General features: G+C 71.5%; 23 protein-coding genes and 1 pseudogene. 11 read left to right on the forward strand and 13 right to left on the reverse strand.

Features of this window, described 5'->3' with window-relative positions; translation table 11 throughout:
- Positions 1 to 213 precede the first annotated feature (213 nt).
- Positions 214 to 750, forward strand: a complete 537-nt coding sequence (locus ACIRR8_RS11115) for a GNAT family N-acetyltransferase (RefSeq protein ID WP_404061952.1) — start codon at positions 214 to 216, stop codon at positions 748 to 750.
- Here ACIRR8_RS11115 and ACIRR8_RS11120 read toward each other — a convergent pair.
- From ACIRR8_RS11120 to ACIRR8_RS11130, 3 genes are all read right to left on the reverse strand, one after another.
- Positions 747 to 1,148 carry a thiol-disulfide oxidoreductase DCC family protein gene (locus tag ACIRR8_RS11120; protein ID WP_404061955.1) on the reverse strand — a complete coding sequence of 134 codons (402 nt, stop codon included), beginning with the start codon at positions 1,146 to 1,148 and terminating at the stop codon, positions 747 to 749. The two genes, ACIRR8_RS11115 and ACIRR8_RS11120, sit on opposite strands and share 4 nt — an antisense overlap.
- Before the next feature lie 77 nt (positions 1,149 to 1,225).
- The gene (locus tag ACIRR8_RS11125) at positions 1,226 to 1,522 is read right to left on the reverse strand and encodes a DUF397 domain-containing protein (RefSeq protein WP_404061957.1); all 297 of its coding nucleotides are present in this window, start codon (positions 1,520 to 1,522) and stop codon (positions 1,226 to 1,228) included.
- Positions 1,519 to 2,355, reverse strand: a complete 837-nt coding sequence (locus tag ACIRR8_RS11130; protein ID WP_404061960.1) for a Scr1 family TA system antitoxin-like transcriptional regulator — start codon at positions 2,353 to 2,355, stop codon at positions 1,519 to 1,521. The genes ACIRR8_RS11125 and ACIRR8_RS11130 overlap by 4 nt, the downstream gene beginning before the upstream one ends.
- 156 nt (positions 2,356 to 2,511) lie before the next feature.
- Between ACIRR8_RS11130 and ACIRR8_RS11135 the strand changes: the two genes are divergently transcribed.
- From ACIRR8_RS11135 to ACIRR8_RS11165, 7 genes are all read left to right on the forward strand, one after another.
- Positions 2,512 to 2,934, forward strand: coding sequence for a hypothetical protein (locus ACIRR8_RS11135; protein WP_404061963.1), 423 nt, complete (start codon positions 2,512 to 2,514; stop codon positions 2,932 to 2,934).
- Positions 2,935 to 3,077: 143 nt separating this feature from the next.
- Positions 3,078 to 3,368, forward strand: coding sequence for a hypothetical protein (locus ACIRR8_RS11140; RefSeq protein ID WP_404061965.1), 291 nt, complete (start codon positions 3,078 to 3,080; stop codon positions 3,366 to 3,368).
- A gap of 182 nt (positions 3,369 to 3,550) precedes the next feature.
- A complete protein-coding gene (locus ACIRR8_RS11145; RefSeq protein ID WP_404062580.1) occupies positions 3,551 to 3,757 on the forward strand; it encodes a hypothetical protein in 207 nt (68 codons plus the stop codon).
- Positions 3,741 to 4,265: a DUF6879 family protein gene (locus ACIRR8_RS11150; protein WP_404061968.1), complete on the forward strand. Its 525-nt coding sequence runs from the start codon at positions 3,741 to 3,743 to the stop codon at positions 4,263 to 4,265. Before ACIRR8_RS11145 ends, ACIRR8_RS11150 begins: the two co-directional genes overlap by 17 nt.
- Positions 4,255 to 5,097 carry a Scr1 family TA system antitoxin-like transcriptional regulator gene (locus ACIRR8_RS11155; protein ID WP_404061970.1) on the forward strand — a complete coding sequence of 281 codons (843 nt, stop codon included), beginning with the start codon at positions 4,255 to 4,257 and terminating at the stop codon, positions 5,095 to 5,097. The genes ACIRR8_RS11150 and ACIRR8_RS11155 overlap by 11 nt, the downstream gene beginning before the upstream one ends.
- Positions 5,098 to 5,251: 154 nt before the next feature.
- Entirely contained in the window at positions 5,252 to 5,707 is a 456-nt protein-coding gene (locus tag ACIRR8_RS11160; protein ID WP_404061972.1) for an NUDIX domain-containing protein, read from the forward strand.
- Between the two features lie 59 nt (positions 5,708 to 5,766).
- Entirely contained in the window at positions 5,767 to 6,693 is a 927-nt protein-coding gene (locus ACIRR8_RS11165; protein ID WP_404061975.1) for a hypothetical protein, read from the forward strand.
- Positions 6,694 to 6,766: 73 nt separating this feature from the next.
- Here ACIRR8_RS11165 and ACIRR8_RS11170 read toward each other — a convergent pair whose 3' ends face one another.
- From ACIRR8_RS11170 to ACIRR8_RS11180, 3 genes are all read right to left on the reverse strand, one after another.
- The gene (locus ACIRR8_RS11170; protein WP_404061978.1) at positions 6,767 to 7,096 is read right to left on the reverse strand and encodes a hypothetical protein; all 330 of its coding nucleotides are present in this window, start codon (positions 7,094 to 7,096) and stop codon (positions 6,767 to 6,769) included.
- Between the two features lie 64 nt (positions 7,097 to 7,160).
- The gene (locus ACIRR8_RS11175) at positions 7,161 to 7,724 is read right to left on the reverse strand and encodes a TetR/AcrR family transcriptional regulator (protein WP_404061981.1); all 564 of its coding nucleotides are present in this window, start codon (positions 7,722 to 7,724) and stop codon (positions 7,161 to 7,163) included.
- A 172-nt stretch (positions 7,725 to 7,896) separates the two neighbouring features.
- A complete protein-coding gene (locus ACIRR8_RS11180) occupies positions 7,897 to 8,277 on the reverse strand; it encodes a MerR family transcriptional regulator (protein WP_404061983.1) in 381 nt (126 codons plus the stop codon).
- Positions 8,278 to 8,335: 58 nt separating this feature from the next.
- Here ACIRR8_RS11180 and ACIRR8_RS11185 point away from each other — a divergent pair, with 58 nt between their 5' ends.
- Positions 8,336 to 9,133 carry an SDR family NAD(P)-dependent oxidoreductase gene (locus ACIRR8_RS11185; RefSeq protein WP_404061986.1) on the forward strand — a complete coding sequence of 266 codons (798 nt, stop codon included), beginning with the start codon at positions 8,336 to 8,338 and terminating at the stop codon, positions 9,131 to 9,133.
- Positions 9,134 to 9,172: 39 nt separating this feature from the next.
- On the opposite strand, the pseudogene ACIRR8_RS11190 reads toward ACIRR8_RS11185, so the two are convergent.
- Positions 9,173 to 9,334, reverse strand: a pseudogene (locus ACIRR8_RS11190) (helix-turn-helix domain-containing protein); the annotation flags it as partial.
- A gap of 174 nt (positions 9,335 to 9,508) precedes the next feature.
- On the opposite strand from ACIRR8_RS11190, the gene ACIRR8_RS11195 reads away from it, so the two are divergent.
- Positions 9,509 to 10,816 (forward strand): MFS transporter, encoded by a 1,308-nt coding sequence (locus tag ACIRR8_RS11195; protein WP_404061988.1) that lies wholly within the window; start codon positions 9,509 to 9,511, stop codon positions 10,814 to 10,816.
- 12 nt (positions 10,817 to 10,828) lie between these two features.
- On the opposite strand, the gene ACIRR8_RS11200 is transcribed toward ACIRR8_RS11195, so the two are convergent.
- Positions 10,829 to 11,482: a hypothetical protein gene (locus ACIRR8_RS11200; protein ID WP_404061991.1), complete on the reverse strand. Its 654-nt coding sequence runs from the start codon at positions 11,480 to 11,482 to the stop codon at positions 10,829 to 10,831.
- 571 nt (positions 11,483 to 12,053) lie between these two features.
- On the opposite strand from ACIRR8_RS11200, the gene ACIRR8_RS11205 reads away from it, so the two are divergent.
- Positions 12,054 to 13,931 (forward strand): caspase family protein, encoded by a 1,878-nt coding sequence (locus ACIRR8_RS11205; RefSeq protein WP_404061993.1) that lies wholly within the window; start codon positions 12,054 to 12,056, stop codon positions 13,929 to 13,931.
- A gap of 87 nt (positions 13,932 to 14,018) precedes the next feature.
- On the opposite strand, the gene ACIRR8_RS11210 is transcribed toward ACIRR8_RS11205, so the two are convergent.
- From ACIRR8_RS11210 to ACIRR8_RS11230, 5 genes are all read right to left on the reverse strand, one after another.
- Complete coding sequence (locus tag ACIRR8_RS11210) at positions 14,019 to 16,880, reverse strand: CHAT domain-containing protein (RefSeq protein WP_404061995.1); 2,862 nt, start codon at positions 16,878 to 16,880, stop codon at positions 14,019 to 14,021.
- A complete protein-coding gene (locus tag ACIRR8_RS11215) occupies positions 16,873 to 17,547 on the reverse strand; it encodes an RES family NAD+ phosphorylase (RefSeq protein WP_404061997.1) in 675 nt (224 codons plus the stop codon). Before ACIRR8_RS11215 ends, ACIRR8_RS11210 begins: the two co-directional genes overlap by 8 nt.
- A 3-nt stretch (positions 17,548 to 17,550) precedes the next feature.
- Positions 17,551 to 18,186, reverse strand: a complete 636-nt coding sequence (locus ACIRR8_RS11220) for a hypothetical protein (RefSeq protein ID WP_404062582.1) — start codon at positions 18,184 to 18,186, stop codon at positions 17,551 to 17,553.
- Positions 18,183 to 19,304: a hypothetical protein gene (locus ACIRR8_RS11225; RefSeq protein WP_404062000.1), complete on the reverse strand. Its 1,122-nt coding sequence runs from the start codon at positions 19,302 to 19,304 to the stop codon at positions 18,183 to 18,185. Before ACIRR8_RS11225 ends, ACIRR8_RS11220 begins: the two co-directional genes overlap by 4 nt.
- Positions 19,305 to 19,493: 189 nt before the next feature.
- Positions 19,494 to 21,164 carry a serine/threonine-protein kinase gene (locus tag ACIRR8_RS11230; protein ID WP_404062002.1) on the reverse strand — a complete coding sequence of 557 codons (1,671 nt, stop codon included), beginning with the start codon at positions 21,162 to 21,164 and terminating at the stop codon, positions 19,494 to 19,496.
- Between the last annotated feature and the right edge of the window lie 495 nt (positions 21,165 to 21,659).

A 21,659-nucleotide genomic window follows, 5' to 3' on the forward strand; every position in this document is an offset into this window, starting at 1 on the left:
GTATGAAAGGGGCCGCGCGTCGCCCGAGATGAGAGAAAGAAGAGGTGGGGCGCGGCCAGGCTCGCAGAATAAGGCATGCCACCGACAAGCGAGCGCCACTTTTCGCGCCGCCTGCACGCCTCCTTCGCGCCCCCTGCGCGCCTTCAAGCTCCCCACGGCGGCCGGGCACTTAACCGATTGCCGCCGCCGAGCCTCGTCGGCTAGGAAGAGCCCATGCTGAGAGGCGGAAAGGTCGGGCTCAGGGCTCGCCACGATGACGACACACCGATCCTGCGGGCCGAGCTCTTCAACGACGTGGACCACTCCGCGCGGTTCGAGAGCGGGCCGTGGCGGCCGATGCCACCGGACGCGAAGCGGGCGAGTCCCGCGACGGGCGGCGAGGAGGAGACCGTCCGGTTCTCGGTGGTGGAGCTGAGCGGCTCCACGCTCATCGGCCTCGCGACGCTCTGGGGCATCGACACCCACAACCGGTCGGCGCACATCGGCCTGGCGCTGCTGCCGTCCGCGCGCGGCCAGGGGTACGGGACCGACGTCGTCGCGACCCTGTGCCGCTACGCGTTCGTCGTACGCAGCCTGCACCGGCTCCAGATCGAGACGCTGGCGGACAACCCCGCGATGCTGCGCGCCGCCGAACGCAACGGCTTCGTCCGCGAAGGGGTCCTGCGCTCGTCGGCCTGGGTCATGGGCGAGTTCCTGGACGAGGTGACGCTCGGCCTGCTCGTCGAGGACTGGAAGCGGGACACGGCCTAACCCTTGGCTCCCGGCCTGCGGTCCGCCGGGAGCGCGCAGGCCGGTGAACCGCCAGGCAGGCGCGTGCGGTTGGCGGCGACGAGCCGGTAGACGCCGTGGGCGATCCACCGCACCGGCGGCAGCGTCAGCAGCCCGCCGAGCCAGGCCCAGCCGCCACCGGCGCTCAGCAGGAGCTTGGCGACCGCCTGCGCGCCTCCGTACACCGTCCCGAGCGGCGAGACCCACAACACCTCGCGCTCGGCCCGCTCCTGGGTGATCCCGAGGGCCTCCAGGCCGGCGAACTGCCACGGCGTGACGGTGCAGCGCGGCCGCACCCACCGGGTCAGGAAGTTCACCGACGACGTGCAGAAGGCGCAGTCGCCGTCGTAGACGAGGACGGGCGCGGATCGCGTGGGCATGACCCCATCCTGCCCCGGCGGGCCGCCGGCTTCCGGCAGGCGCTGCCCCCGAGTGACGCGGCGGTACAGCGAGTACGTCAGTCGGCCCAGGTGACGAAGGTGGACCAGGCGTCGGGGGCGACGGCGAAGGCGGGCCCGTCGGTGACCTTGGAGTCACGGACGTGGACGGCATGGGGGCAGGCGGCGACCTCGACGCACTCGCCGCCGCTGGAGCTGCTGTGGGAGGAGGTGCGCCAAGCGGCGGACACCTCGACGCACTCGCCGCCGCTGGCGTTGCTGTAGGAGGACGTACGCCAGTCGAAGGCGACCTCGATGCAGTCGCCGCCGCTGCCGCTGCTGTAGGTGGACTTGAACCACCGGAGGGTGCTGCTCATTCCTTCACTCCTGCCAACCGCATGATGAGGTCCAGCGATTCGCGAGGACCCAGGGCCTGTGACCGGATCTTCGCATAGCGCTGCGCGTAGATGCTGACCTTTGCCGGGTCGCTGATGAGCAGGCTCTCCTCCTGCGCCTCCAGATAGACGAGATGCTCATGATCAGAGGTCTCCACCAGGCTCATTCCGCCGTGACCGGCCGCGTACTCCCCATACTTCCCGGCATCCATAGGCAGCACCAGCAGCGTGACATTACGCCGCCGCGCACACTCCACGAGATGGAGCAGCTGCTCCCGCATGATCTCCTCGCTGCCGATGACGCGGCGCAGGACGGCCTCGTCGATGATGACCTCGATCATCGGGAGCGGGTCCCGGTCGAAGAGGGCGGCGCGTGCCATCCGCAGCTGAACCAGCTCTTCCACGCGCTCGTCGGAGAGCGGTGGATATCCGCCACCGATGAGCGCTCGCGCGTACGCCTCCGTCTGGAAGAGCCCGTGAATGACGTTCGCGGCGAACAACTGGAGGCTGATCGCGGCCTGCTCCAGCAGCGCGTAGTCCTGGAACTGCTCGGGCAGCCGCTCCATCCGCATGTACAGCCGTGCCGTCTCGAAGACATCACTGCCCTCGGGCAGGACGCTTTTCAGCGCCACCAGCATCGCGTCACTGGCGGGCTGCGCGCACGTCTCCATGGCGCTGACGGCAGCCGCCGAATAGCCCAGCTCGTCCCCCAGCCGGTCCTGCGACCAACCGCGCTGGACGCGCAGCATACGGGTCACTTTGGCCACCAGCTTCGCGGCGGGACTGGCTGAATCCTTGTTCTCCGCACTTGCCATGACGTGATCTCTTTTCGACTCAACCGAACTCAACCGGTCACTACGCGATGTGGCTCAAATCAACTGCCCAACAGCGAAGTTCGTGCAGGTCAACGGGTGTGCGACGAGCCTCGCCAGCCGTAGAGAACGCTAGGTGATCAGGGTCACAATCGTCCTGTGAATGCACTGAATGGTGAACGCGATATCGGGTGGATCCCGGACTCCGGATTCCAACTCCGCAAGGCGGGCGTGCAAATCGACGCGGTCCGCGTTGACGGCGAGGCGGGGCGGCGACTGGCCGACCTGATGGAGGAGCTGGTCGGCGGAGAGCCCGGCCCGGTGGTGACCGAGGCGAACGGCCGGCGCGGTGTCTACTTCTTCGTACCGCCGGGTTCGACGGCCCACCGCTGCTGGCCGCGCGAGGTGACGATCCTGAACGGGACGAGGAACCGCGTGAGTTACGTACCGGTCCCGGCACTGGAGGGCCACACCTGGCCGCTGTCGTGGCGCTACCCGCCGACGGCTCCGGGCCGCTTCGTCCACACGCTGATCCTGATCAACGCGGCGACGTCGCTGCTGTGTTCCGGCCGGGACAGGTGACGGGCCTGGGCTCCGGGGCGGCGATCTCGTGGAGGCCGACGCGGTCGTAGAAGGCGCGGGCGGCGGCGTTGGCGGTGACCATGGAGAGGTGCACCGCCGGAACGCCCTGGTGGTGGAGGGTGCCGTGCTCGTAGTGTGCCTGAATGCCGAATCCACGGCGGATGAGCCGCCGCGCCTGGGTGCTGACATGGGCGGTGCTCTGCGCGACCGGCCTCGCCGCCACCGCCTGGCTGCAGGCCGCCGCATCGCCGCCGGAGTCGCGGCCCGAGCGACCCGTCAAGGCTGAGTGCCGCGAGTACATCGCGGAGGTCGAGGGCCAACTCGCCGATGTCACGGTGGACGACTCGGGAAGGGTCGGAATCGTGACGGTCTTGCCCGGCGGCCTGGATTGCAGGAACGAACTCGACGACCTCCTCAGGGGCGGCGCTCGGTGACGGCCCCGGGCGGCCGCCCGCTTGATGTGTGCGCCGAGCGGGAGGGATCAGGCGTCCACCGGGCCGGTTTATGCGATGACGCCAATATCAAGGTTCCCGCATGGACGGCCCATGCGCCGCACTCGTACCGTCGTCACAACCGGTCCGCAGGGGGCCGTCCGAGGGGGTTCGCAGTCATGGCCATGGCTCGTGAGGAACTGACCCGGCTTACCGGAAACGGCAACGGCACGTGTGGAAAGGACGACTGCCCGAACGTCTACCGGACCGCATCGGGGTCATTCGTGGTTCAAGGTGACGTGTCCGATGCCTTCGCGGCGCCCGACGGGGAAGGGCTTGTGGAGATTCCGGAGGAGACGTTGAGGGAGGCCGTTCGTGCTCTTGGCTGGTGAGGAGTGGACTGCTCGCTTTGCGGCGTTTCAGCGGGAAGCCTGGCGCCTGGAGACCCTGCCGCAGTACCTCATGCCCCAAGAGGCGGAGGAGTTCGAGGCGTTCAAGGGCGGTGCTCGCACCGATCCGGTGGCCGTGTCGAACGAGTACACCGAGCGGCTGCGTCGGCAAGTCGCACAGGGGCGGAGCCAGGGGCGGGTTCATGTGCTGGCCCGTCCGCTCTCCGACTACCTGCGGTTCGAGTTCCATCACTACTACAAGGCTCACGCCCTGGCCGGTGAAGAGATCCGCATTCTCGACGTGACGAACCGACCCAACCCCCTTGAGGGTGTACAGGACTTCTGGCTGTTCGACTCTTCCGAAGTGGTGCTCATGAACTACCACTCCGACGGTCGGCAGATCAGCCGAGAAGTGTTCGGCGGTGACGTGCGCCCGTTCCTTGAGCACCAGCGGATCGCGGTCGAAGAGTCAGTGGCCTTCGAGGAGTATGTGAAGGGCCTTGGCCTTTGACCCCGAGGACCTGGGTCATTCCAGGTCGGACCTGGCGGCAGCGCTGAAGGAGCAGCGCAGGCGGGCCGGATGGACGCAGGTCCGGCTCGCCAAGCGCTGCAACATGAGTCAGACCAAGGTGAGCAACATCGAAAGCGGGAAGTTGACCCCCGCCCTGGTCGATGTGGAGCTGATCCTTGAAGCCCTGGGCGCCGAGGGTCCGTTGGCTGCTGAAATACGTTTGCTGACCCGCTCCGCCAATACCGAGTGGCAAGACCATAGAGCTTCTCGCCGCAGGGGGCTGGACAAGAAGCAGGATGAACTGGCTCGCCTGGAGGCGGCGACCAGAGACTTCCGTTTCTTTCTTCTATCCATGGTCACCGGCCTGCTGGCCACGCCCGATTACGTGCGGGCGAGCATCGCTGATGTTCCCGGTGACCAGTCCAAGATCATTTTTAGGAAACTTGAACGACAGCGTGTCCTTCTCGAAGCTGAGAAATCGTTCACTTTCATTCTGACCGAGCAGGCTGTCAGATGGCCAATTCTCCCGCCCCTTGCCATGGCTATGCAAATGGATCGACTGGCCTCGGTCTCCCGTCTGCCCAATGTGCGGCTGGGTGTTCTCCCTCTCGCCGGCTATATACCCGAACGTCCCTTGAATACCTTCACGGTCTACGACCGTCGGATTGCCACCGTGGAAACCGGGACAGGCGCTTTGATGCTTCGGGACCACCGGGATGTGAACGCCTACCGCGATGACTTCGAGCGGTACGGGGGGTATGCGGTCTGGGGCGAGGACTGCCGGAGGCTGCTGTCCGAGTGGTCCATGATCTTTACCCGACAGTGCGAATAAAGCGCCGAGTTCGGGCTGGGCGGAGGGATCATTTTCCCGTACTCACGAAGCGGTAGGCGGGACTGCGGAGGCCTGGGCGTGACCCGCGCGCCACGCCACGGGTTGAGCAGGCACCGCAAGCGTGTTCAGCGCTTGCTCCTTCGAAAGGGTGCGCATGAAGCGAATCGTTGCCCGAGTGTGGAAGCTCATTCGTGGCCCTCTGCAATGGCGAGTTCTGTGGTTCGCACACGCCAAATTCATGATCGGGGTGACGGGCGTGGTGCGGAACGAGGAGGGGGAAGTCCTGCTTCTCAAGCACCGTACGTGGCCCACGGACCGGCCATGGGGACTTCCTACCGGCTACGCGATCAAGAGCGAGGAGTTCCCGAGGACCATCGTCCGAGAGGTCCGGGAGGAAACCGGCCTGGAGGTCGTCCCGGGCCGGCTGGTTCAGGTGACCAGCGGTTACAAGCTCCGCGTGGAAATCGCCTATGAGGCGCTGCACGTGGGTGGAGCTCTCAAGATCGACAGTTTCGAGATTCTGGAGGCGAAATGGTTCAGCCCGGACGCGCTCCCGGAAGGGATGCAAGGGGCCCATGTCCAACTCATCAAGGCGAGTTCGTCGGCCTGACGGGACTCGCGCCGAACGAGTCCGTCGCAGGTGCCCGGGCCATGGCAGGTCTGGCGGCCATGCGCGCCGACGCGTCCGCCCTGACGGAAAGGCACCCCGCGCACATGTTCAGGCCTCTCTCGGAGACGCTCAACCGGTGGGCTGCTGAAGGTATCGACACCACGCCCTTTCACGCAGGCCTCGAATCGGCCGAGCGCCGGTACGCCGGATACGGGCTGACGACGATGTTGCCGCTCGACCGGGTGCTGGTCGGCTGCGCGTCCTCGCGAGCCGGCGCCTTCGGCGGATTCCACCACCCGGACCAGGGCTACCGGCACCTGCAAATGATGGCTGTCATCACCATGTACGGGCCGATGGAGCGCCCGGACCCCGAGCGTCCCGCGCTGGCCCTGCTCGACCTGCTGCGCGCGTACGCCCATGACTGCCTTCACTACGGGTCGCGCCGGCGGTACGTGGAAGTGGCGGGCATGCCCGTCCGCACGCAGTACGGAATCAACTACCGCCGGGTGACCGGGCAGTCCTACTCGGCTGCCGATCGAAGCGGAAGCCGCCACACGCGGAATCTCGGGATCGTCATGGAAGGTGCGTGCGACAGGGAAGCACAGTCCATCACCCGGCAAGCAGCGGAACAGTTCGGCATCACGGAGCCCTCGGACGCTGCCGGAGCGCTCGCGTTCCGGGACGTGACGGGAACGCTGACCGACCAGGACGTGAGGCGCGTGGCAGACGTACCGGAACTGGGGGAGCAGGCGCGCTACGCGGCGGCTCTCACTGGCTACGAGACGGGCATCAACCGCCGGTACGGCCACTTCCTCACGGAGTTCACGCCTGGGGAGGAGAGCGAGTGCCACAGGCGGATACTCACGGCCGTCATCACCGGCGACGTGACGGAGCTGGGAGTGTGGCTGGACGAACGCCACGGCCCGGGAACCTTCACCGGCCTGTTCCGCACGCCGGGCTACTTCGAACCGGTCCTGACCGCGTAGGCGGCGGCCGGACCGGCGCGTGCCGGGTCAGGCGAAGGAGGGGGCAGCTCCGACGACGAACTCCGCGACTTGCTCAGAGGCGACCAGTGACGGCCCCGGACGATCCGCCGGTCTGCTGTGTGCGGCGGGCGGCGCTCAAGGGCATGGGCGAGCGGGTGCCAGCGGGGGCGTGGGGGTCGTCGCCGGTGAAGACGTAGTGCGTGTCGGGCGTGATGTGCAGCCCGAGGTCGTACATGCCGGGTGCCCCGTGCTCCTCCCACGCCCAGGGCACCTGCTCCACGGCGTAGGTGGAGATGACCCGGTCGAAGGCCTCCGCCTCCGGCAACTCGGCATCACCGGTGATGACCCGGACGCGGTCCCGGGGAACCGCCTCCACGGCCTCGCGGACCCAGGGCGAGTCCACCGGCCACAGGATCCGTCGGTCATCGCGGAGAGCAGACGGAGGCGGTGCTCTTCCAACACGTCGGCTACTTCCGGAGGTTGTCCTGCGGCGCGGTGGTGATGCGGCCGATCGCCTCGACCGTCAGCGCGCGGTCGTGCGGCTCCGTCTCCAGGGCGCGGTGGATGGACAGGCCCTCGATGAGCGCGTCCAGCTGGCGGGCGGTGGCGGGGTCGAAGTGCCATTCCAGGGCGCGGCGGCTGCGGCTCATCCAGGTGCGGGTCAGCTCGCGGTAGGCGGGTTTGCGGGCGGCGAGGGTGTAGAGCTCGTGCGTGAGGACCAGCTCGCGCTGGTTGCCGCTGGAGAGGTGGTGAACCAGGTCGGCGACGGCCTCGCGGGCCTCGCCGGGGGTGGTGGCGGCGCCGAGGCGGTCCTCGAAGACGGCGACGATCGTGCCGGAGAAGCGGGTGAACGCCTCGTGGAGCAGCTCGTCCATGCTCGAGAAGTGGTACGTCATCGACCCGAGCGGCACTCCGGCACGGGCGGCCACCTTGCGATGCGACATACCCGCGACACCCTCGTCGGCGATGAGGTCGAGGGCCGCGTCGATGATGCGGTCCCGCCGGTCGGGGTCGGTGCGCCCTGTCGCCACCCGGCGCCTCCTTGTTCGGCCTGGTCCCTCTTGGCCTCCCTAGGCCTCTCGCAGCATAGAGCGCGGGGCGGGGGCGGGATCATTCGTCTGCCGGGCCGGGCCGGGCCGGTGCCAGCGATGGCGCCGAGCCGTCCCGGACGTCGCTGAACCGCTTCGGCGCTCGGTCGCGTACCTATCCGCTGCGGCTGACGCCGGCCGTGATCGCTTCGCCCGCGTGGATGATCGAGCTGAGCATGGTGTGGGCGGACTGGAGCTGTTCGATGGAGTGGCGCATGCGCTCGCGTTCGTCCTTGAGGTCCTGGGCCATTTCCTCGCAGGTCGGCGCCAGGATGGCTCCCTCTTCGGCCATGCAGGGCAGCACTTCCCGGATCAGGTCGGTGTTCAGTCCGGCCGCGAGCAGGATCCGGATCCTGCGCACGACGGCCACATCGGCCTCCGTGAACTCGCGGTAGCCACTGGCCCGCCGCTGTGGTCGCAGCAACCCTTGCTGCTCGTAGTACCTCAGGCTCCTGGTGCTGATGCCGCTCCGTCTCGCCAGCTCTCCGATGAACATGTGACCCCCGTCACCGACCTTGACCCTGACATTGACGTCAAAGTCTAGCTTGGCCGACATGACAACGAACCGCAGCACCCAGCAACGCTCAACCATCGATCCGAAGGCCCTGGCAGGGAAGAAGGCGGTCGTCACCGGCGGCACCATCGGCATGGGCCGGGCCATCGTCCAAGCCCTGACCGACCGCGGCGCCGAGGTGGTGTACACCGGGCGCAGCGACCGGCGACTCGCCGAGGCCCAGTCGGCGCTCGCCACCCCGCTGGCCCATCCGGTGCGTTCCGACGCCACTGACACCGATGCCATCGCCGCCCTCCGCGACCAGGTCGCCGACCGTCTCGGCTCCATCGACCACCTGTTCATCAACCAGGGCATCGCCGAGTTCCAGACGCTCGAAGAGGTCACGGTGGACGCGTGGGACCGCATCTTCGACGTGAACACCAAAGGCGCCTTCTTCACCGTCCAGCGACTGGTGTCGTTGATGTCCGAAGGGGGTTCGATCGTGTTCACGACCGTCTCCAACGACCAGATCTTCCCCGGTCTCAGCGCCTACTCGGCGGCGAAGGAGGCCGTCGCCGCCTTCACGAAGGTGCTCGCCGCCGAGCTGCTCCCCCGCGGGATCCGCGTCAACGCGATCGCCCCGGGCTTCATCCTCACCCCCACCATGGGCGTCGCCGAGCTGACCGAGGAGCAGCGGGCCGAGTTCGTCGAACAGGGCAACGCCTCCACGCCGATGGGCCGCGGAGGCACCGTGGAGGAGGTCGCCGCCGCCGCGCTGTACCTGGCTGCCGAGGCCACCTTCACCACCGGCTTGGAGCTGCCCGTGGACGGCGGGTTCGGCCAGGGACTCGGCGCATGACCGCCGCCGCCCGGCATGATCGGCAAGACACCCCCTGGGTCAGGCGAGCGTGCGGCGGTACGTGCGTGGGCTGACGCCGGTCGTTCTGCGGAAGCGGTCGCGGAAGGCGGTGGGGGAGCCGAACCGGACCTGGGCGCCGATCCGTTCGACGGGATGGTCCGTTGTCTCCAGCAGGTGCTGGGCCTGGCGGAAGCGGGCGCGTAGTCATGGACGATGAACTGCGCCTGCCCTCCCGTTCGATGGGCCGGCGGATGCGGCTCCGGAGCCTCGGTCCTGAGTGGTGGGCGGCGAGGCGAGGTGGCGTGTGTACGATCGTACGCCTTAGGTGTACGATCGTACGCTCCATCCCCCTCCCCTCGCCGAGGAACCGCCCTCATGAAGGTCACGCCGGTCATCGACGCCCGCACCCGCCGCTGGCGCGCCGCGCTCTTCCTCTTCATGCTCGCCATCGGCGTGAGCATGGCGTCCTGGGTGGCCAGGACACCCGGCGTGCGCGACGCGCTGGACGTGTCCACCGGGGCGATGGGGCTCGTCCTCTTCGGGCTCTCGATCGGCTCGATGGCCGGTGTGCTGGTCTCCGGCGGGCTCGTGCGCAAGCACGGTGGGCGGCCGGTGATCGCGGTCGGCGCGGGACTCATCGTCGCCGGGCTGCTGGGCGTCGCCGGAGGCGCGGCGCTGGAGGTGTCCGGCGGGGTCTTCGGCGGGCTGGCGCTGTTCGGAGCCGGGATGGGGCTCGCGGAGGTGGCGTTCAACATCGAGGGCGCTGCCGTGGAGCGAACCGTGGGCCGCCCGGTCCTGCCGGTGCTGCACGGCTGCTTCAGCCTCGGCACGGTGGTCGGCGCGTTGCTGGGGATGGGGCTGACGGCGGTGGCCTTCCCGGTCGGCTGGCACCTGGCGGCGGTGTCCGTGGCGGTCGCGTCGGCCGCGGTGTGGACCGTACGGGCGGTTCCGCCGGGCACGGGCCGGGAGGACGGCGAGTCCGGCGACGGCGAGCGGGCCGGGGCCGGTGGTGAGCCGGCCGCGTCCGGTGGCTGGCGGGCGCAGGTGGAGGTCTGGCGGGACCGGCGGCTGGTGCTGATCGGGTTGATCGTGCTGGCCATGGCGTTCGCGGAGGGCTCGGCCAACGACTGGCTGCCGCTGCTGATGGTGGACGGCCACGGGACGAGCGCGACGGCCGGTTCGCTGACGTTCCTGCTGTTCGCCGTCGCGATGACGACGGGCCGGTTCACGGGCGGGCCGCTGCTGGTGCGGTACGGGCCCGCGGCCGTGGTGCGGGCCAGCGCGGTCGTGGCGGCGGCGGGCGTGGCACTGGTGGTGTTCTCCTCCAGCGCGCTGCTCGCCGGTGCGGCGGTCGTGCTGTGGGGGCTCGGCGCCTCGCTGGGGTTCCCGGTCACGGTCTCGGCGGCCGGGGAGGGCGCGGGGGCGCGGGAGGCCACCGCCCGGGTCGCGGCGGTCTCGACGGCCGGCTACGCGGCGTTCCTGGTCGGCCCGCCCTCGCTCGGCTTCCTGGCCGACCACGTGGGGCTGCGGTCGGCGATGATCGTGGTGCTGGTGCTGCTGGCCGGCGCGGCACTGGTCACGAGGGCGCTGCGGCCGACGGGAGCGGTGGGGGGTACGGGCGAGGCGGCGTCCTCCGAGCCGTCGTCGCCCGCGCCTGCACCTTCGTCGTCCTCGTCCTCCTAGGGGCCAGCCAGGTCATCCACGCAGGGTCACGCCGTACCGGTTGCGCAGCCGGTGGATCTCCCACCAGGCCAGTGCCGTCACCGAGGCGGGGCCGCCGAGCAGGGCCAGCAGCTGCACCGGCAGTGGTCCGGGCGGCGGACCGCCCAGAGTCAGGCCGATGGCGGCCAACTCCCAGACCAGGACGCCGGTGAGCAGCGCGGGCAGCGCCGCGTGGATCTCCGCGATGGTGAACGCGCTGCGCAGGGCCGGCCCGGAGGCGAACACCACGAACAGCAGCAGCCAGAGCGCCGGGGTGAACGAGAGCATGAAGAGAGCTGGGCCGGCGAAGAGCTCCAGCAGACTCACGTTCACCTGCGCCCGGAGGTATTGCAACGTCCAGCCACCCGCCACCGCGAACACCGGAATCAGCGTGAACGCTCCGAAGTACACCAGCACCGAACGCCCGGCGGGACGCAGGCTGCGCCGCATGGGCCCGCGCCGGTCCGGTGGGGCCCAGTAGGCCAGCAGCCCCACCACCAGCGGTGCGGTGAGCAGGAGGAGCCACGGCGTGATCACCAGCCGCAGCCAGTACTGCTCCTGGGCCTGGGCCAGGTCCTCCGACGTGCCGTACGCGATCAGGATGGCGAGGGAGGCGCCGGCGGCCGTCCAGGCGCGTGCCTTCTGCACGCGCCACACCTGCGGGTCCTGCAGGTGACGGTGACCCTGTGCGGGAAAGAACCGCCGTGCTCGGGTACGGGCCGAGCGAGCCAGCGGATAGCCCCATACCAGGGGCAGGGTGATCATCCACAGACATGGAAGCGCCAGCAGCGCCCATACGCACCCGTGGACACTCTGCCGCCCGCCACGCAGCACGGTGCCGAGGGGCGGCCAGTCGTCCGCGCGTAACCGCTGCCACCAGGAGGCGCGTCCCGGGCCCGGACCGGGCGGGTACGGACCGCGCGGGCCGGGCTGCGGCGGCACGTTCGGAACGTAGGGGGGACGGCTCGGCGGCGGCGGGTGCGGGGCGCCGCCCGGAGGCGGTTGAGGCGCACCGTGCGGTGGCGGCGGAGGCTGGTGCGGGTGGTTTCCCCCGTTGCTCATGTCGCGGTCCTTCCTGAGCTGTCGACGGTGCCTCGCAGAGGCCAACCCCCTTTCTAGCGGCAGGACATGGGGTGTGGGGCGTGCGGCCCTGCATCCGACCTGCATCCGCCCGGAGCGCGCCCGGAGCCCGCCCGGCGGCTGCTGGGAGGATCTCCGTATGGGGACCATGTACGCCCTGTTCGTGGGCATCGACGACTATCCCGGAGCACCGCTGCAGGGGTGCGTGAACGATGTGCGGGAGGCGGAGGGCCGGCTGCGGCGGTGGGCACACGGCGCGGCCGACATCCGGCGGTTGTACGACGGCGCCGCCACCCTGGCCGCCGTGCGGGACGGGTTGGAGCGCCACCTGGCCCGTGGCGGACCCGGTGACACCGCGTTGCTGTGGTTCAGCGGCCATGGCAGCGAGGAGCACACCGACGCACCGTGGGAGGGCACCGGACGATCACAGGCCCTGGTGTGCCACGACAGTCTGGACGAGTCCGGGCAACCGCTGTGGGACACCGAACTCGGCGCGCTGCTGGACGGTATCGCCGCGAACGGCGCTCACGTGGTGGCCGTACTCGACTGCTGCCACTCCGGCGGCGCCACCCGCGACGGAGCCGCCGTGCGGGCCGTGTCCGGGCGGCCCTGGTGGTCCCCGCGGCGGCCGGTCGGCGCACGGGACGGCGGGGGAGCGGGGCCTGCGCAGCCGCGGCACACCCTGCTCGCGGCCTGTCGGCCGCAGGAGCGCGCACACGAGAGCGTCCTCGACGGGCAGGTGCGCGGATATTTCAGCCACGCGCTGCTGGAGGCCCTCGGCAAGCTGGGGTCCGGTGCGTCGTACGGGGGCCTGCACGCGCTCGCCGAGGAACAGGTGCGCCGGCTCAGCCCGGCGCAACACCCCGAGCTGCGCGGGAGCGGGGACCGGCTCTTCCTGTCCGGCGAACCGGTGCCCAGCTCGCCCTTCCTGCTGCGGCACACGTCTGCGGGCTGGGAGGTCAACTGCGGCCAGGCGCACGGCCTGCGCGCGGTGGGCGGGGAGTTCACCCTGCTGGACGGGGGCGGGGTGCCCAGGACCGTGGTCGTCCGGGAGGTACGCGCGGAGGCGGCTCTGGTGGACCCGGTCGGCTGGCGCCCGGAACCCGCGGCCCGCGACACGGTGTTCGGGGTGACCCCGTCCACGCTGGCCTTCCCTCCGGCCGGGGTGACCCTCACCGGGGACCTGGGCACCGTACGGCTGATCGAGGCCGCTGTGGCGGGCGTGCCCATGCTGGCGGTGGCCGGAGCGCCGGTGGCCTCCGCGCCGGGGGCCTCCGCGCCGGTGGCCGGAACGGGCGGTGTGCCGCTGCGGGTGGAGGCGGACCGGGGCTGGGCGCGGGTGTCCGGCGGCGGCCGGGAGCTGCCGCCGCTGCCGGTGAGGTCGCCCGCCGACGCGGTCCACGTCGCCGACTGCCTCGCGCACATGGCGCGTTGGCGGCATCTGTGCGACCTGGCCAACCCCGATCCGTGGCTGTCGTCACTCGTGCGGATCACGGTGGAACCCACCGACGTGGGTACGGTGCGATACACCGCAGACGGGGAGATCGTCTGCTCCTACACCGCCGACGGCCGGCCGCCCCAGGTGATGGTCGGCATACACAACGACTCCGACCGCCCGCTCTGGTGCGTCCTGCTCGACCTGACCGACAGCTACGCCTCTTCGCCGAGCCTGTACGACGGCGACTTCGTCGGCGCGGGGCGAACGGGCCGGGCCCGGCGCGGCCAGCCGGTGTGGCTGTATCTGCCGCCCGGAAGTCCGGTGGTGCGGGGAGCGTTCACCAGGGACCGGCTGAAGGTGATCGTGGCGGAGAGCGAGCTCAACACCGCGCCGTTCGTCCTCGGGCCGTGGCCTCCCGGCCCGCGTCCGGCCGCCCGGACGGACGGCGCGTGGGGTCACCGCGCGGACGGCGCGCTGCGGCTGACCGCGCTGCCGGGCGTCCGGGACGCGGGCGGTCCGCCCCATGGACCGGGGCGCTGGGGCACGGCCCAGGTGCGCGTCCGGACCGAGGTGTCCTGACCGGCAGCGGCAGCGGCAGCGGCGTCGGCGGACTCGGCGGGGGCAGCGAGCGCCACGGAGGCCACGGAGGTCCGGGGAGCGGCCCGCTCACCACCCGAGATGGATGAATCCGGCCCAGGCGGTGAGGTCTTCGCCCCGGATGCGCTCCACACGGGCCCGCAGGGAGGCGGGCATGCCGGCGGGAGGCGTGCGCCGGTCGTCGAGCATCCAGAGCTGGGCGCCGCGCAGCGCCTGCCCGGGTGACAGCCCTTCACGGTGCAGGAAGTGGTGGGTCATGTACATCAGCAGCGAGGTCGCCTCGTCGGGCACCGGCCAGAGCGATCCGATGACCGAGCGCGCTCCGGCGACGAGGAACGCCGTGGACAGGCTGTACGCCTCGTCGTAGCCGTGGCCGGAAACGTTGGTCCGGCAGGCGGCCAGGACCACCAGCTCCAGTCCGCGGTAACGGGCCACGCCCTCGGTGAGAGTCTCCGCTGCCAGGTTGCCGCCGGACAGGGCCAGATAGGTGCTGTGCCGCTCGCCTCGGCGTACCACGCCATGACAGGCGAGATGGAGCACACCGCCGCGCTGCCGGTCCAGCCAGTCGGAGACGGCGGCGGGGGTGGCGGTGCCGGGGCCGAGGGATTCGCCGCCGGGGTGGAAGTCGCGGTGGATCGCTTCGGCCTCCTCACCGGCATGGGGGAGGTCGCGGGTCGGGTTGCCGACCACCAGTGCCTGGCGTCGTGGGAGGGCCGGCCGGGCGGCCACCTCGCACAGCAGGCGGGCGGACGGCAGGTAGGAGATGTCCGCCACCTGACAGGCTCGACGCCCCCGGGAGATGCGTGCCGCATGCCAGGGCACCGTCCCCAACTCGCCCATCGGCACCAGGATGACGGACGGGGTGCGGCCGTCCTCGCGCGTCAGCTCGTCCAGCAGCTTGTCCATCACCGCGTCGCCGGCCCAGTCGCACAGGCGCTTCAGCGCGGTGCGGCTGCTGTCCGGGTCGGCCGGTGGGACGGGAGGGGCGTCGGAAAGAGGTGGTCCGCCGGCGTCACGCCCCGGGGAGCCCGCGGCCCGGTAGGCGTCCAACGGGCCCGCGGCCGTGGAGAGCCGGGGCAGGTCGACGACGCGGGTGGCGCCGTCGGCGGTGATGACGAGGGCGCTGCCGGGCTCGTGCCGCCGTCCGAAGAAGAGCCGGTCCTTGAGGTCCGGTTGCTCGTCGGCGGCCGGGATGAGGTAGACGAGCGCCGTGGCGCCCAGAGTCCGCAGGGCGGCGGCGATCTCCTCGGTCGACGGCGCGTCCAGCAGCCGCCGGCGCAGCGGGGAGGCGGCCAGCGCCCGCAACACCCGTCGGCGCAGACGGCTGTCGGGACCGCCGCCCACCGGAGCCTGTCCCGGGCCCGGATCTCTCACCCCGCCCGCGAGGCGCCACTCGCGGGCGAGGTCGTCCTGGCCCAGTGCGGCGAGCATGTCGGGAACGGTGGCCGCCACGGTGGCCGCGTGCAGGGTGAGCCCGCGTCCGGCGTCCAAGGCACGGACGGCATCGGCGTGGGCTCCGTCGGCCAGGCACCAGCGGGCCACGGAGACGGCGTTCTCGCCGGCGCGCCGGGCGGTCTCGGCGCCGTGCGCCGTACCCGACTGGAGCAGGACCGTCCAGGCCGCCGCTCCCAGGGACTTGAGGCCGATGCGCCGGGCCTCGTCGTGGTCGGGGCGCTTCGCGGACGGGCCGTACGGGTGCAGGAGGTCGCCACGGAACCGGTGCGCGTCGGCGAGGACCGACCCGGTGTTCTTCCAGTTCGGATGCTCCGGCCCGGCGGCCAGCCGCCAGGTGTGCCGGAGCCAGGAGATGCCCTGGTCCAGGTGGTGGGGCCGTCGCCGGTGCGGGGCGATGGACAGCATCGAGAGGGCGGAGTGGCTCATACCGAGGGTGGAGGTGGCGTGTATCCAGCGTGCGTCACCGGGGTCGTCGAGCAGGTCCAGGACTTCCTCCAGCATCTGCTGGGCGTCCAGAGCCCCTTGGTGGTCCCTGGTCTCCAGGGCCAGGGAGGCTTGGACGACGCCTGCGTTGAGGAGCTCGGTGATCCGGGCATCGCGCGGCAGGGCCGCGATCCGGCGTCGTACGTCCTGAGGTGAGGCAGCCGTGGGCAGCGGCTCTGTGCTCGGCTCGCCTCCGGTGCGACGCGTGCGGAGGAAACGCAGCACCGCTTCGGCGTGGTCGAGACTCGACTGCATCTGGGGCCTGCTCATGTGGCCTGGCGGCAGCCGGTCCACTGCCGACCTCAGTACGCGGATCTGCTCGACCAGTGCGTCCTCGTCCTCGCGGCGTTGAGCCTGGTGGGCCCGGTACAGGGCCAACTGACCCTCCGCGGCCACGCGCTGCTCACCGTCGAGCAGGGGCGACTCGGGTAATCCGGCCAGGTCCTCGACGGCCGAGTCGAAGTCGTCCTCACCGCCGGTGAGCTGGGCGAGCTGCGCGCGCAGCCCGGCGTGGTTGTATCCGAGGAATTCCCATTGCGGGCTGCCTGGAGGGAGCAGAGCGCGCGCCTCCTCCAGCCGGACGAGCTCCGCCTCCATCGCGGCCGGGTCACTCGCCTGGTGAAGCCCCGACGTGGCGCCCAAGGTGATGACACTGCCCTGCCAGCCGTCCCCGGCCGGGCCGAACGCCCTTGCCTCGTCCCGCAGTTCCCGCTCCCGCTCCGGGGCCGAGACCGGCTGGTCGAACCGCAGCATCGGCAGCAGGCTGAGGATCTGGCCGGCCCGCAGCCCCGACATCATGGTGCTCTTCGGCAGTTCGGCCCAGTCCGCGTAGAGGCGGTCGAAGCACTCACGGCCTGTCGCGCAGCCCAGGTGGTCGAGGGCGATGGCGGTCAGCCGGCTCAGGTCCTGGGAGCTGGCAGCGCCTTCGCCGCGCTGCCGCAGTTCGATCATGAGCGCGTGCAGGTCATAGGGCGGATACGCCACGTCAGTCATCCCTTCCGGGCAGGCGCGGTGCGGTCCGCGCCAGGTAGGGGGTGAGGACGCCGTTGAGCCAGCGTTCGCCCTCCGCCGTGCCGAAGTCGATGGGCGGGGCCCCGGTCGGTTCCAGTGCCGGGCCGTGGCCCCGGTCGTCGAAGAGGACGGCGACCCGCTCGGCGGGCTCCCGCTTGGAGGGCCAGACGAGGCCTTGGGCCCAGGGCTTGGTGCGGGCGCGGATCCAGTGGCCCCAGTCCCGGGTCTGCGGATAGTCCTCGCCCTCGGTTTGGACGAGCCACGGGTCCTGGGCGAGCGCCGAGAGGTCGGCCCCGGACATCAGGGACACGACCTCGATGTCTTCGGCCGACGAGAGGAAGGACAGGCTCCGTCGCTCGAACGACTTCCGGGGCAGCAGCCGCGCTCCGCCGTCCCCGGGAAAGGCGAGCGAGCGCAGCAGCACCTCGCAGACGGCGGCGCCGGGGGTGAACCCGACGTACAGGTAGCCGTAGCGGTCGTAGGGGGTGCTGTCGAAGCGGCCGCCGAAGTAGAAGGCGTGCGAAGGGGAGGAGTTGTACGCGGCCGGATCGCGGTGGGAGGCGTGCACCCGGAACAGGGGTGTGCCGGCGCGCAGTACGGCGCGGGTCGGCTCGCCGGGGAGCGCGTCGGGCGGTGGCTGCTTGGGCATCGGCTAGTCCTCCCGGTCCAGCTCCGCGGCGGCGCCGCGGAGTTCGGCGTCGCGCCCCTGTCCGAGGAGCGAGGCCGGAGCCCTCCGCCACCAGGTGCTCTCGGCCAGCCACCAGTCGGCGACGCCCCACGGATCGGAATCGGCGCCCAGGACGGCGTTCACGTCGAGGACCACCCGCCAGGGCATGGTCCCGACTTCGAACTGGAACAGCGGTACCTGCCTGCGTCCGTCGTCGCCGGAGAGGACGATCAGCAGCGGGTCGAGGCCCGGGTGCCAGGGCGCGGCCGGTTCGGACAGCAGGCGCTCACGTACGGGCCCGAGGAACGGCCCGATCATCGGGTTGCCGTCGACGACGACCAGGCACAGGTCCCGCACGCTGTATCCCTGGTGATGGACGGCCGGGGGCGAGCCGGAGAACCGGGTCCGGTCTCCTTCCTCCCGAAGTGCGGCGGCGATCTCGGGAGGCAGGGCGTCGAGCAGAGTCCGTGCCGCGCGGTCGGCGGCCGTGTCCGGGTCGCCCTCGCCCGCGCGCAGCGCGGCCAGTTGCCGTCCCAGGGTCCGTGTCGCGTCGGAGCCGAGCAGACTCCCGTAACTGCTCCACCGCGCGGCGCCCACGGCGAGGACCGTGAAGGGGTTCATACGCACCCGTGCCCTCTCTCCCCATGGCCGGCCGTCTCCTGGTCCACCCGGCGTGCGCGGAGCACGTCGGCGACCATCCCGGCCAGTGGAGGCCTGCGGACGATCAGGTGGATGTCACGGGTCCGGAGGCTGTCGGCCGCGAGGGCCGCCCACAGGGCGCTGAGGCTGGTCTGCGGTGACAGGCCGCCCCGGCCGGCACCGAGCAGCGGGAAGCAGACCGACCGCAGCGGCGGGTCGAAGCTGTTCCCTTCCTCGTCCATCAGGGCGAGCGCGCGGGTGGCGGCGGCGGTGACGTCCTGCGGGCTGACGTCGTAGCGGTTCGTGCCCGGCCGGGGAACCGCCACCGCCGCGTGGTAGATCCGCCGGATCCCCCGCGCGGCCAGACCGCTGGGACCGGTCGGTGCCACGGTCCCGGGCAGCACGGGGCGGCCGCGCGACCCGTTGGCGGCACGCCAGCCGAGCAGCTCGTCGTGGACGGGGTCGCCGATCACGTCTCCGGCGGCGTCGTGCAGGGTTCCGGCCCGGCGCAGCGCCGCGGCCACGGACGCCTTGTACGTCTCCGGCAGGCTCAGGTGCGTGTTGAGCGGCGAGACGATCACATCGACGTCGCGCAGGAGTTCGATGGGGTGGACGTGCAAGGTCAGCGATCTGGAATCCACGCGCAGCGTGCGGTGCTGCAGGTGCGGTGCGAGGAGCGGCGACGGTGAGGCCCCGTGGTCGCTCGCGGGTGTTCCGGCGATCCAGCAGACCTGCTCGGCGATCTGTCCGAGAACCATGTCCTCATGGCTCTTCCGGAAGCGTTCGACACTGACGCTGTAGACCCTGGCGGCGAGCCGGCGGCGGTCCGCGGCGGGCCGGTCGCGCAGCCCCGGAGCCAGCCCGAGGGTGAGCGCCGCGGCCTCTTCCAGGTCTCCTCCGCCCAGGCCTGCCAGTGCCGTGCGTAAGAGGTTCTCGACCTCCACCGGCCAGGCGTCGGTGACCACCGTGGAGTGCGCGGACGCCGCCCGGCGCAGCAGAGGCAGGGAGAGTTCACGGATCCGTACCAGTCCTTCCGCGCGGATCGTCTTCACCTCCCGGAGGACTGAGGCGACGTCGAAGGTCGCAGTACCGGACGACATGCCCTCATGGTCACGGGCAGTCGACGCGAGAAGCAAGTGGCCCTGCTCGCAGCTCAGTTCACCCTACGGGGGGATGGGTCGCCAGGCCGGTCGCCGACCGGGCGCCGTCAGGGCGGAACCAGGTCGCACGACGACCTCCGGCGGCCGGGCCTTCCCGGAGACCCGGGTGCGCACCCGCGCCGCCGTGCCTCAGTCGGACCTGGTGTAGATCAGGCTCTCGCCCGAACCGGTCGTCGCCCGGCGCAGGCTGCCGTCCGGGAGGAGGGTCAGCTCGGTGGGCTTGCCGGGGGAGCAGGAGGCGGCCGGGCGGCCCACGGAGACGGTGGAGGGGCCGATGAGGACCGGTTCGCCGTCGCCGGGGCGGGCGGCCAGGGGCGCGATGAACTCGCAGTGGTACGAGGCGCCGAGCGCCAGGGGGCCTTCGGCGGTGAGCGAGAGGACCTGGTCGCCGACGTCGCCCTGCCGGATGGTCAGCTTCCGGGTGGACCCTTCGCCGTCGCCGGGGATGGCGGCGGTCCAGGTGCCGAGGTAATCACCGGGTAGGGCGCCCTCGTCGCCGGTCCCCACCGGGTCGCCGGAGGCCGAGGCGGACGGGTCGGGGGTGGGCGTGCCGCCGCCCTTGTTGTTCATGAACGCGTACACGGATCCGCCGGCGCCTATCGCCACGACCAGCGCCACGGCGACGAGAGCGACGGTCGCTCCGGCGGACCGGCGCGCGGGGGTGGGTGCCGGGGCCGGCGGCGGCGTGAAGTAGGCGGGTGGGAGAGGGGTGTTGTACGTCGGGCCTGGGTGGTAGCCCTGGTTGTACGGGACTTGCGGCTGGTGGGCGTACGGGGGTGGCGTCGGGGCCGGCGGGGGAGTCGCCGCCTGCGTGGGCAGGGCGTGGACGGGAGCGGGGGGTGTGGCGGCCGGGACCGCCGGCGCCTCCGGGTCCTCCGCGTCGAGCAACCCCACTGCCTGGCGGCCCAGTTGGGCGATGAGGGTGGCGGGGAGCCAGGGCTCGTCGGCCTGCGGCTCGCCCAGCCGGGCCAGGAGCTCGTCGGTGGAGGGCCGGGCGGCCGGGTCCTTGGCCAGGCACTCCCGTACGACGTCGGCCAGCTCCGCCGGAACGCCGGCCAGATCCGGGTCCTCCTGGGTGATCCGGAACATCAGGGCGTGCACCCCACCGCTCTCGGCCACGCCGAACGGGAGCCGGCCGGTCGTCGCGTACGCGAGCACCGAGCCCAGGCAGAACACATCGCACGCCGTCGTCACGCGCTCGCCCCGCACCTGCTCCGGGGCCATGAACCCGGGCGAGCCGATCATCGCGCCCGTGCGCGTCAGGTCGCCGTCGGCCAGGGACTCCAGGGCGCGGGCGATGCCGAAGTCGATGACCCGGGGGCCGTCGATGGTGAGCAGCACGTTGGAGGGCTTCAGATCGCGGTGGATGAGCCCGGCGCGGTGGATGTGCTGGAGGGCGTGGGCGAGGCCGGAGCCGAGGAGCTGGACGGAGCGGAGTGGCAGCGGTCCGTACGCGCCCGAGTCCGCGACCGGGGCGCCGGGACGGCCGGAGACGATGCGGTGGAGGGAGGGGCCGGCGACGTAGCCGGTGGCGACCCAGGGGACCGGGGCCTCGGTGTCGGAGTCGAGGACCGGGGCGGTCCAGGCGCCGCCGACCTGGTGTGCGGCGCGGACCTCCTGGCGGAAGCGGGCGCGGAACTCGGGCTGTTCGGCGAGCTCGCGGCGGACGAGCTTGAGGGCGACGGTGCGGCCTCTCTCGGAGCGGGCGAGGAAGACCTGGCCCATGCCGCCTTCTCCCAGGCGGGCGAGGAGGCGGTACGCGCCTATGCGGTGCGGGTCGTCGGGTCCGAGCTTGTCCATGTGCGCTTCCTCCCCTGCGGCCCGCACGAGAATAGCCCCGCGGCCCAGGGGGCTGCCGCCGCCCTCTACGACATGCCCCCACGCCCCTTGGTTCCGCCTCCCCCAGCCCGTCCTGCGTTTGAGGAGGGAACCGTTGACCGGGCGGGGTCCGGCGCGAACCCTCCAGCCCGTCCGTCGTTTGAGGACGGAACCGTTGGCCGGGCGGGTCCGGTGCGCGCATTCCCAGCCCGTCCGGCGTTTGAGGACGGAACCGGGGATTGCACGGGTTCGGCGCGCAGAGTGGAGCGGTGCTCCGGGGGAGCGGAGTACTGAGGGTGTGCCCCCCAACAGGGCGAGGGTTCCGTCCTCAAACGCCGGACGGGCTGGGGTGGCCGCCCCCGCCGGACGGGGGGGGGGGGGGGGGGGCCCCCCCCCCCCCCCCCCCCCCCCCCCCCCCCCCCCCCCCCCCCCCCCCCCCCCCCCCCCCCCCCCCCCCCCCCCCCCCCCCCCCCCAAC

It is taken from the genome of Streptomyces sp. NPDC101178 (assembly GCF_044767965.1).
Classification (GTDB): Bacteria; Actinomycetota; Actinomycetes; order Streptomycetales; family Streptomycetaceae; genus Streptomyces.

Excerpts from the sequence above, each read along its gene's own strand:
- ACIRR8_RS11130 (WP_404061960.1), bottom strand. The coding sequence starts at position 2,355 with ATGGCAAGTGCGGAGAACAAGGATTCAGCCAGTCCCGCCGCGAAGCTG.
- ACIRR8_RS11115 (WP_404061952.1), top strand. The coding sequence starts at position 214 with ATGCTGAGAGGCGGAAAGGTCGGGCTCAGGGCTCGCCACGATGACGAC.
- ACIRR8_RS11220 (WP_404062582.1), bottom strand. The coding sequence starts at position 18,186 with ATGAACCCCTTCACGGTCCTCGCCGTGGGCGCCGCGCGGTGGAGCAGT.
- ACIRR8_RS11180 (WP_404061983.1), bottom strand. The coding sequence starts at position 8,277 with ATGTTCATCGGAGAGCTGGCGAGACGGAGCGGCATCAGCACCAGGAGC.
- ACIRR8_RS11165 (WP_404061975.1), top strand. The coding sequence starts at position 5,767 with ATGCGCGCCGACGCGTCCGCCCTGACGGAAAGGCACCCCGCGCACATG.
- ACIRR8_RS11160 (WP_404061972.1), top strand. The coding sequence starts at position 5,252 with ATGAAGCGAATCGTTGCCCGAGTGTGGAAGCTCATTCGTGGCCCTCTG.
- ACIRR8_RS11195 (WP_404061988.1), top strand. The coding sequence starts at position 9,509 with ATGAAGGTCACGCCGGTCATCGACGCCCGCACCCGCCGCTGGCGCGCC.
- ACIRR8_RS11210 (WP_404061995.1), bottom strand. The coding sequence starts at position 16,880 with ATGACTGACGTGGCGTATCCGCCCTATGACCTGCACGCGCTCATGATC.
- ACIRR8_RS11145 (WP_404062580.1), top strand. The coding sequence starts at position 3,551 with ATGGCTCGTGAGGAACTGACCCGGCTTACCGGAAACGGCAACGGCACG.
- ACIRR8_RS11140 (WP_404061965.1), top strand. The coding sequence starts at position 3,078 with ATGCCGAATCCACGGCGGATGAGCCGCCGCGCCTGGGTGCTGACATGG.
- ACIRR8_RS11230 (WP_404062002.1), bottom strand. The coding sequence starts at position 21,164 with ATGGACAAGCTCGGACCCGACGACCCGCACCGCATAGGCGCGTACCGC.
- ACIRR8_RS11185 (WP_404061986.1), top strand. The coding sequence starts at position 8,336 with ATGACAACGAACCGCAGCACCCAGCAACGCTCAACCATCGATCCGAAG.
- ACIRR8_RS11120 (WP_404061955.1), bottom strand. The coding sequence starts at position 1,148 with ATGCCCACGCGATCCGCGCCCGTCCTCGTCTACGACGGCGACTGCGCC.
- ACIRR8_RS11225 (WP_404062000.1), bottom strand. The coding sequence starts at position 19,304 with ATGTCGTCCGGTACTGCGACCTTCGACGTCGCCTCAGTCCTCCGGGAG.
- ACIRR8_RS11205 (WP_404061993.1), top strand. The coding sequence starts at position 12,054 with ATGGGGACCATGTACGCCCTGTTCGTGGGCATCGACGACTATCCCGGA.
- ACIRR8_RS11215 (WP_404061997.1), bottom strand. The coding sequence starts at position 17,547 with ATGCCCAAGCAGCCACCGCCCGACGCGCTCCCCGGCGAGCCGACCCGC.
- ACIRR8_RS11125 (WP_404061957.1), bottom strand. The coding sequence starts at position 1,522 with ATGAGCAGCACCCTCCGGTGGTTCAAGTCCACCTACAGCAGCGGCAGC.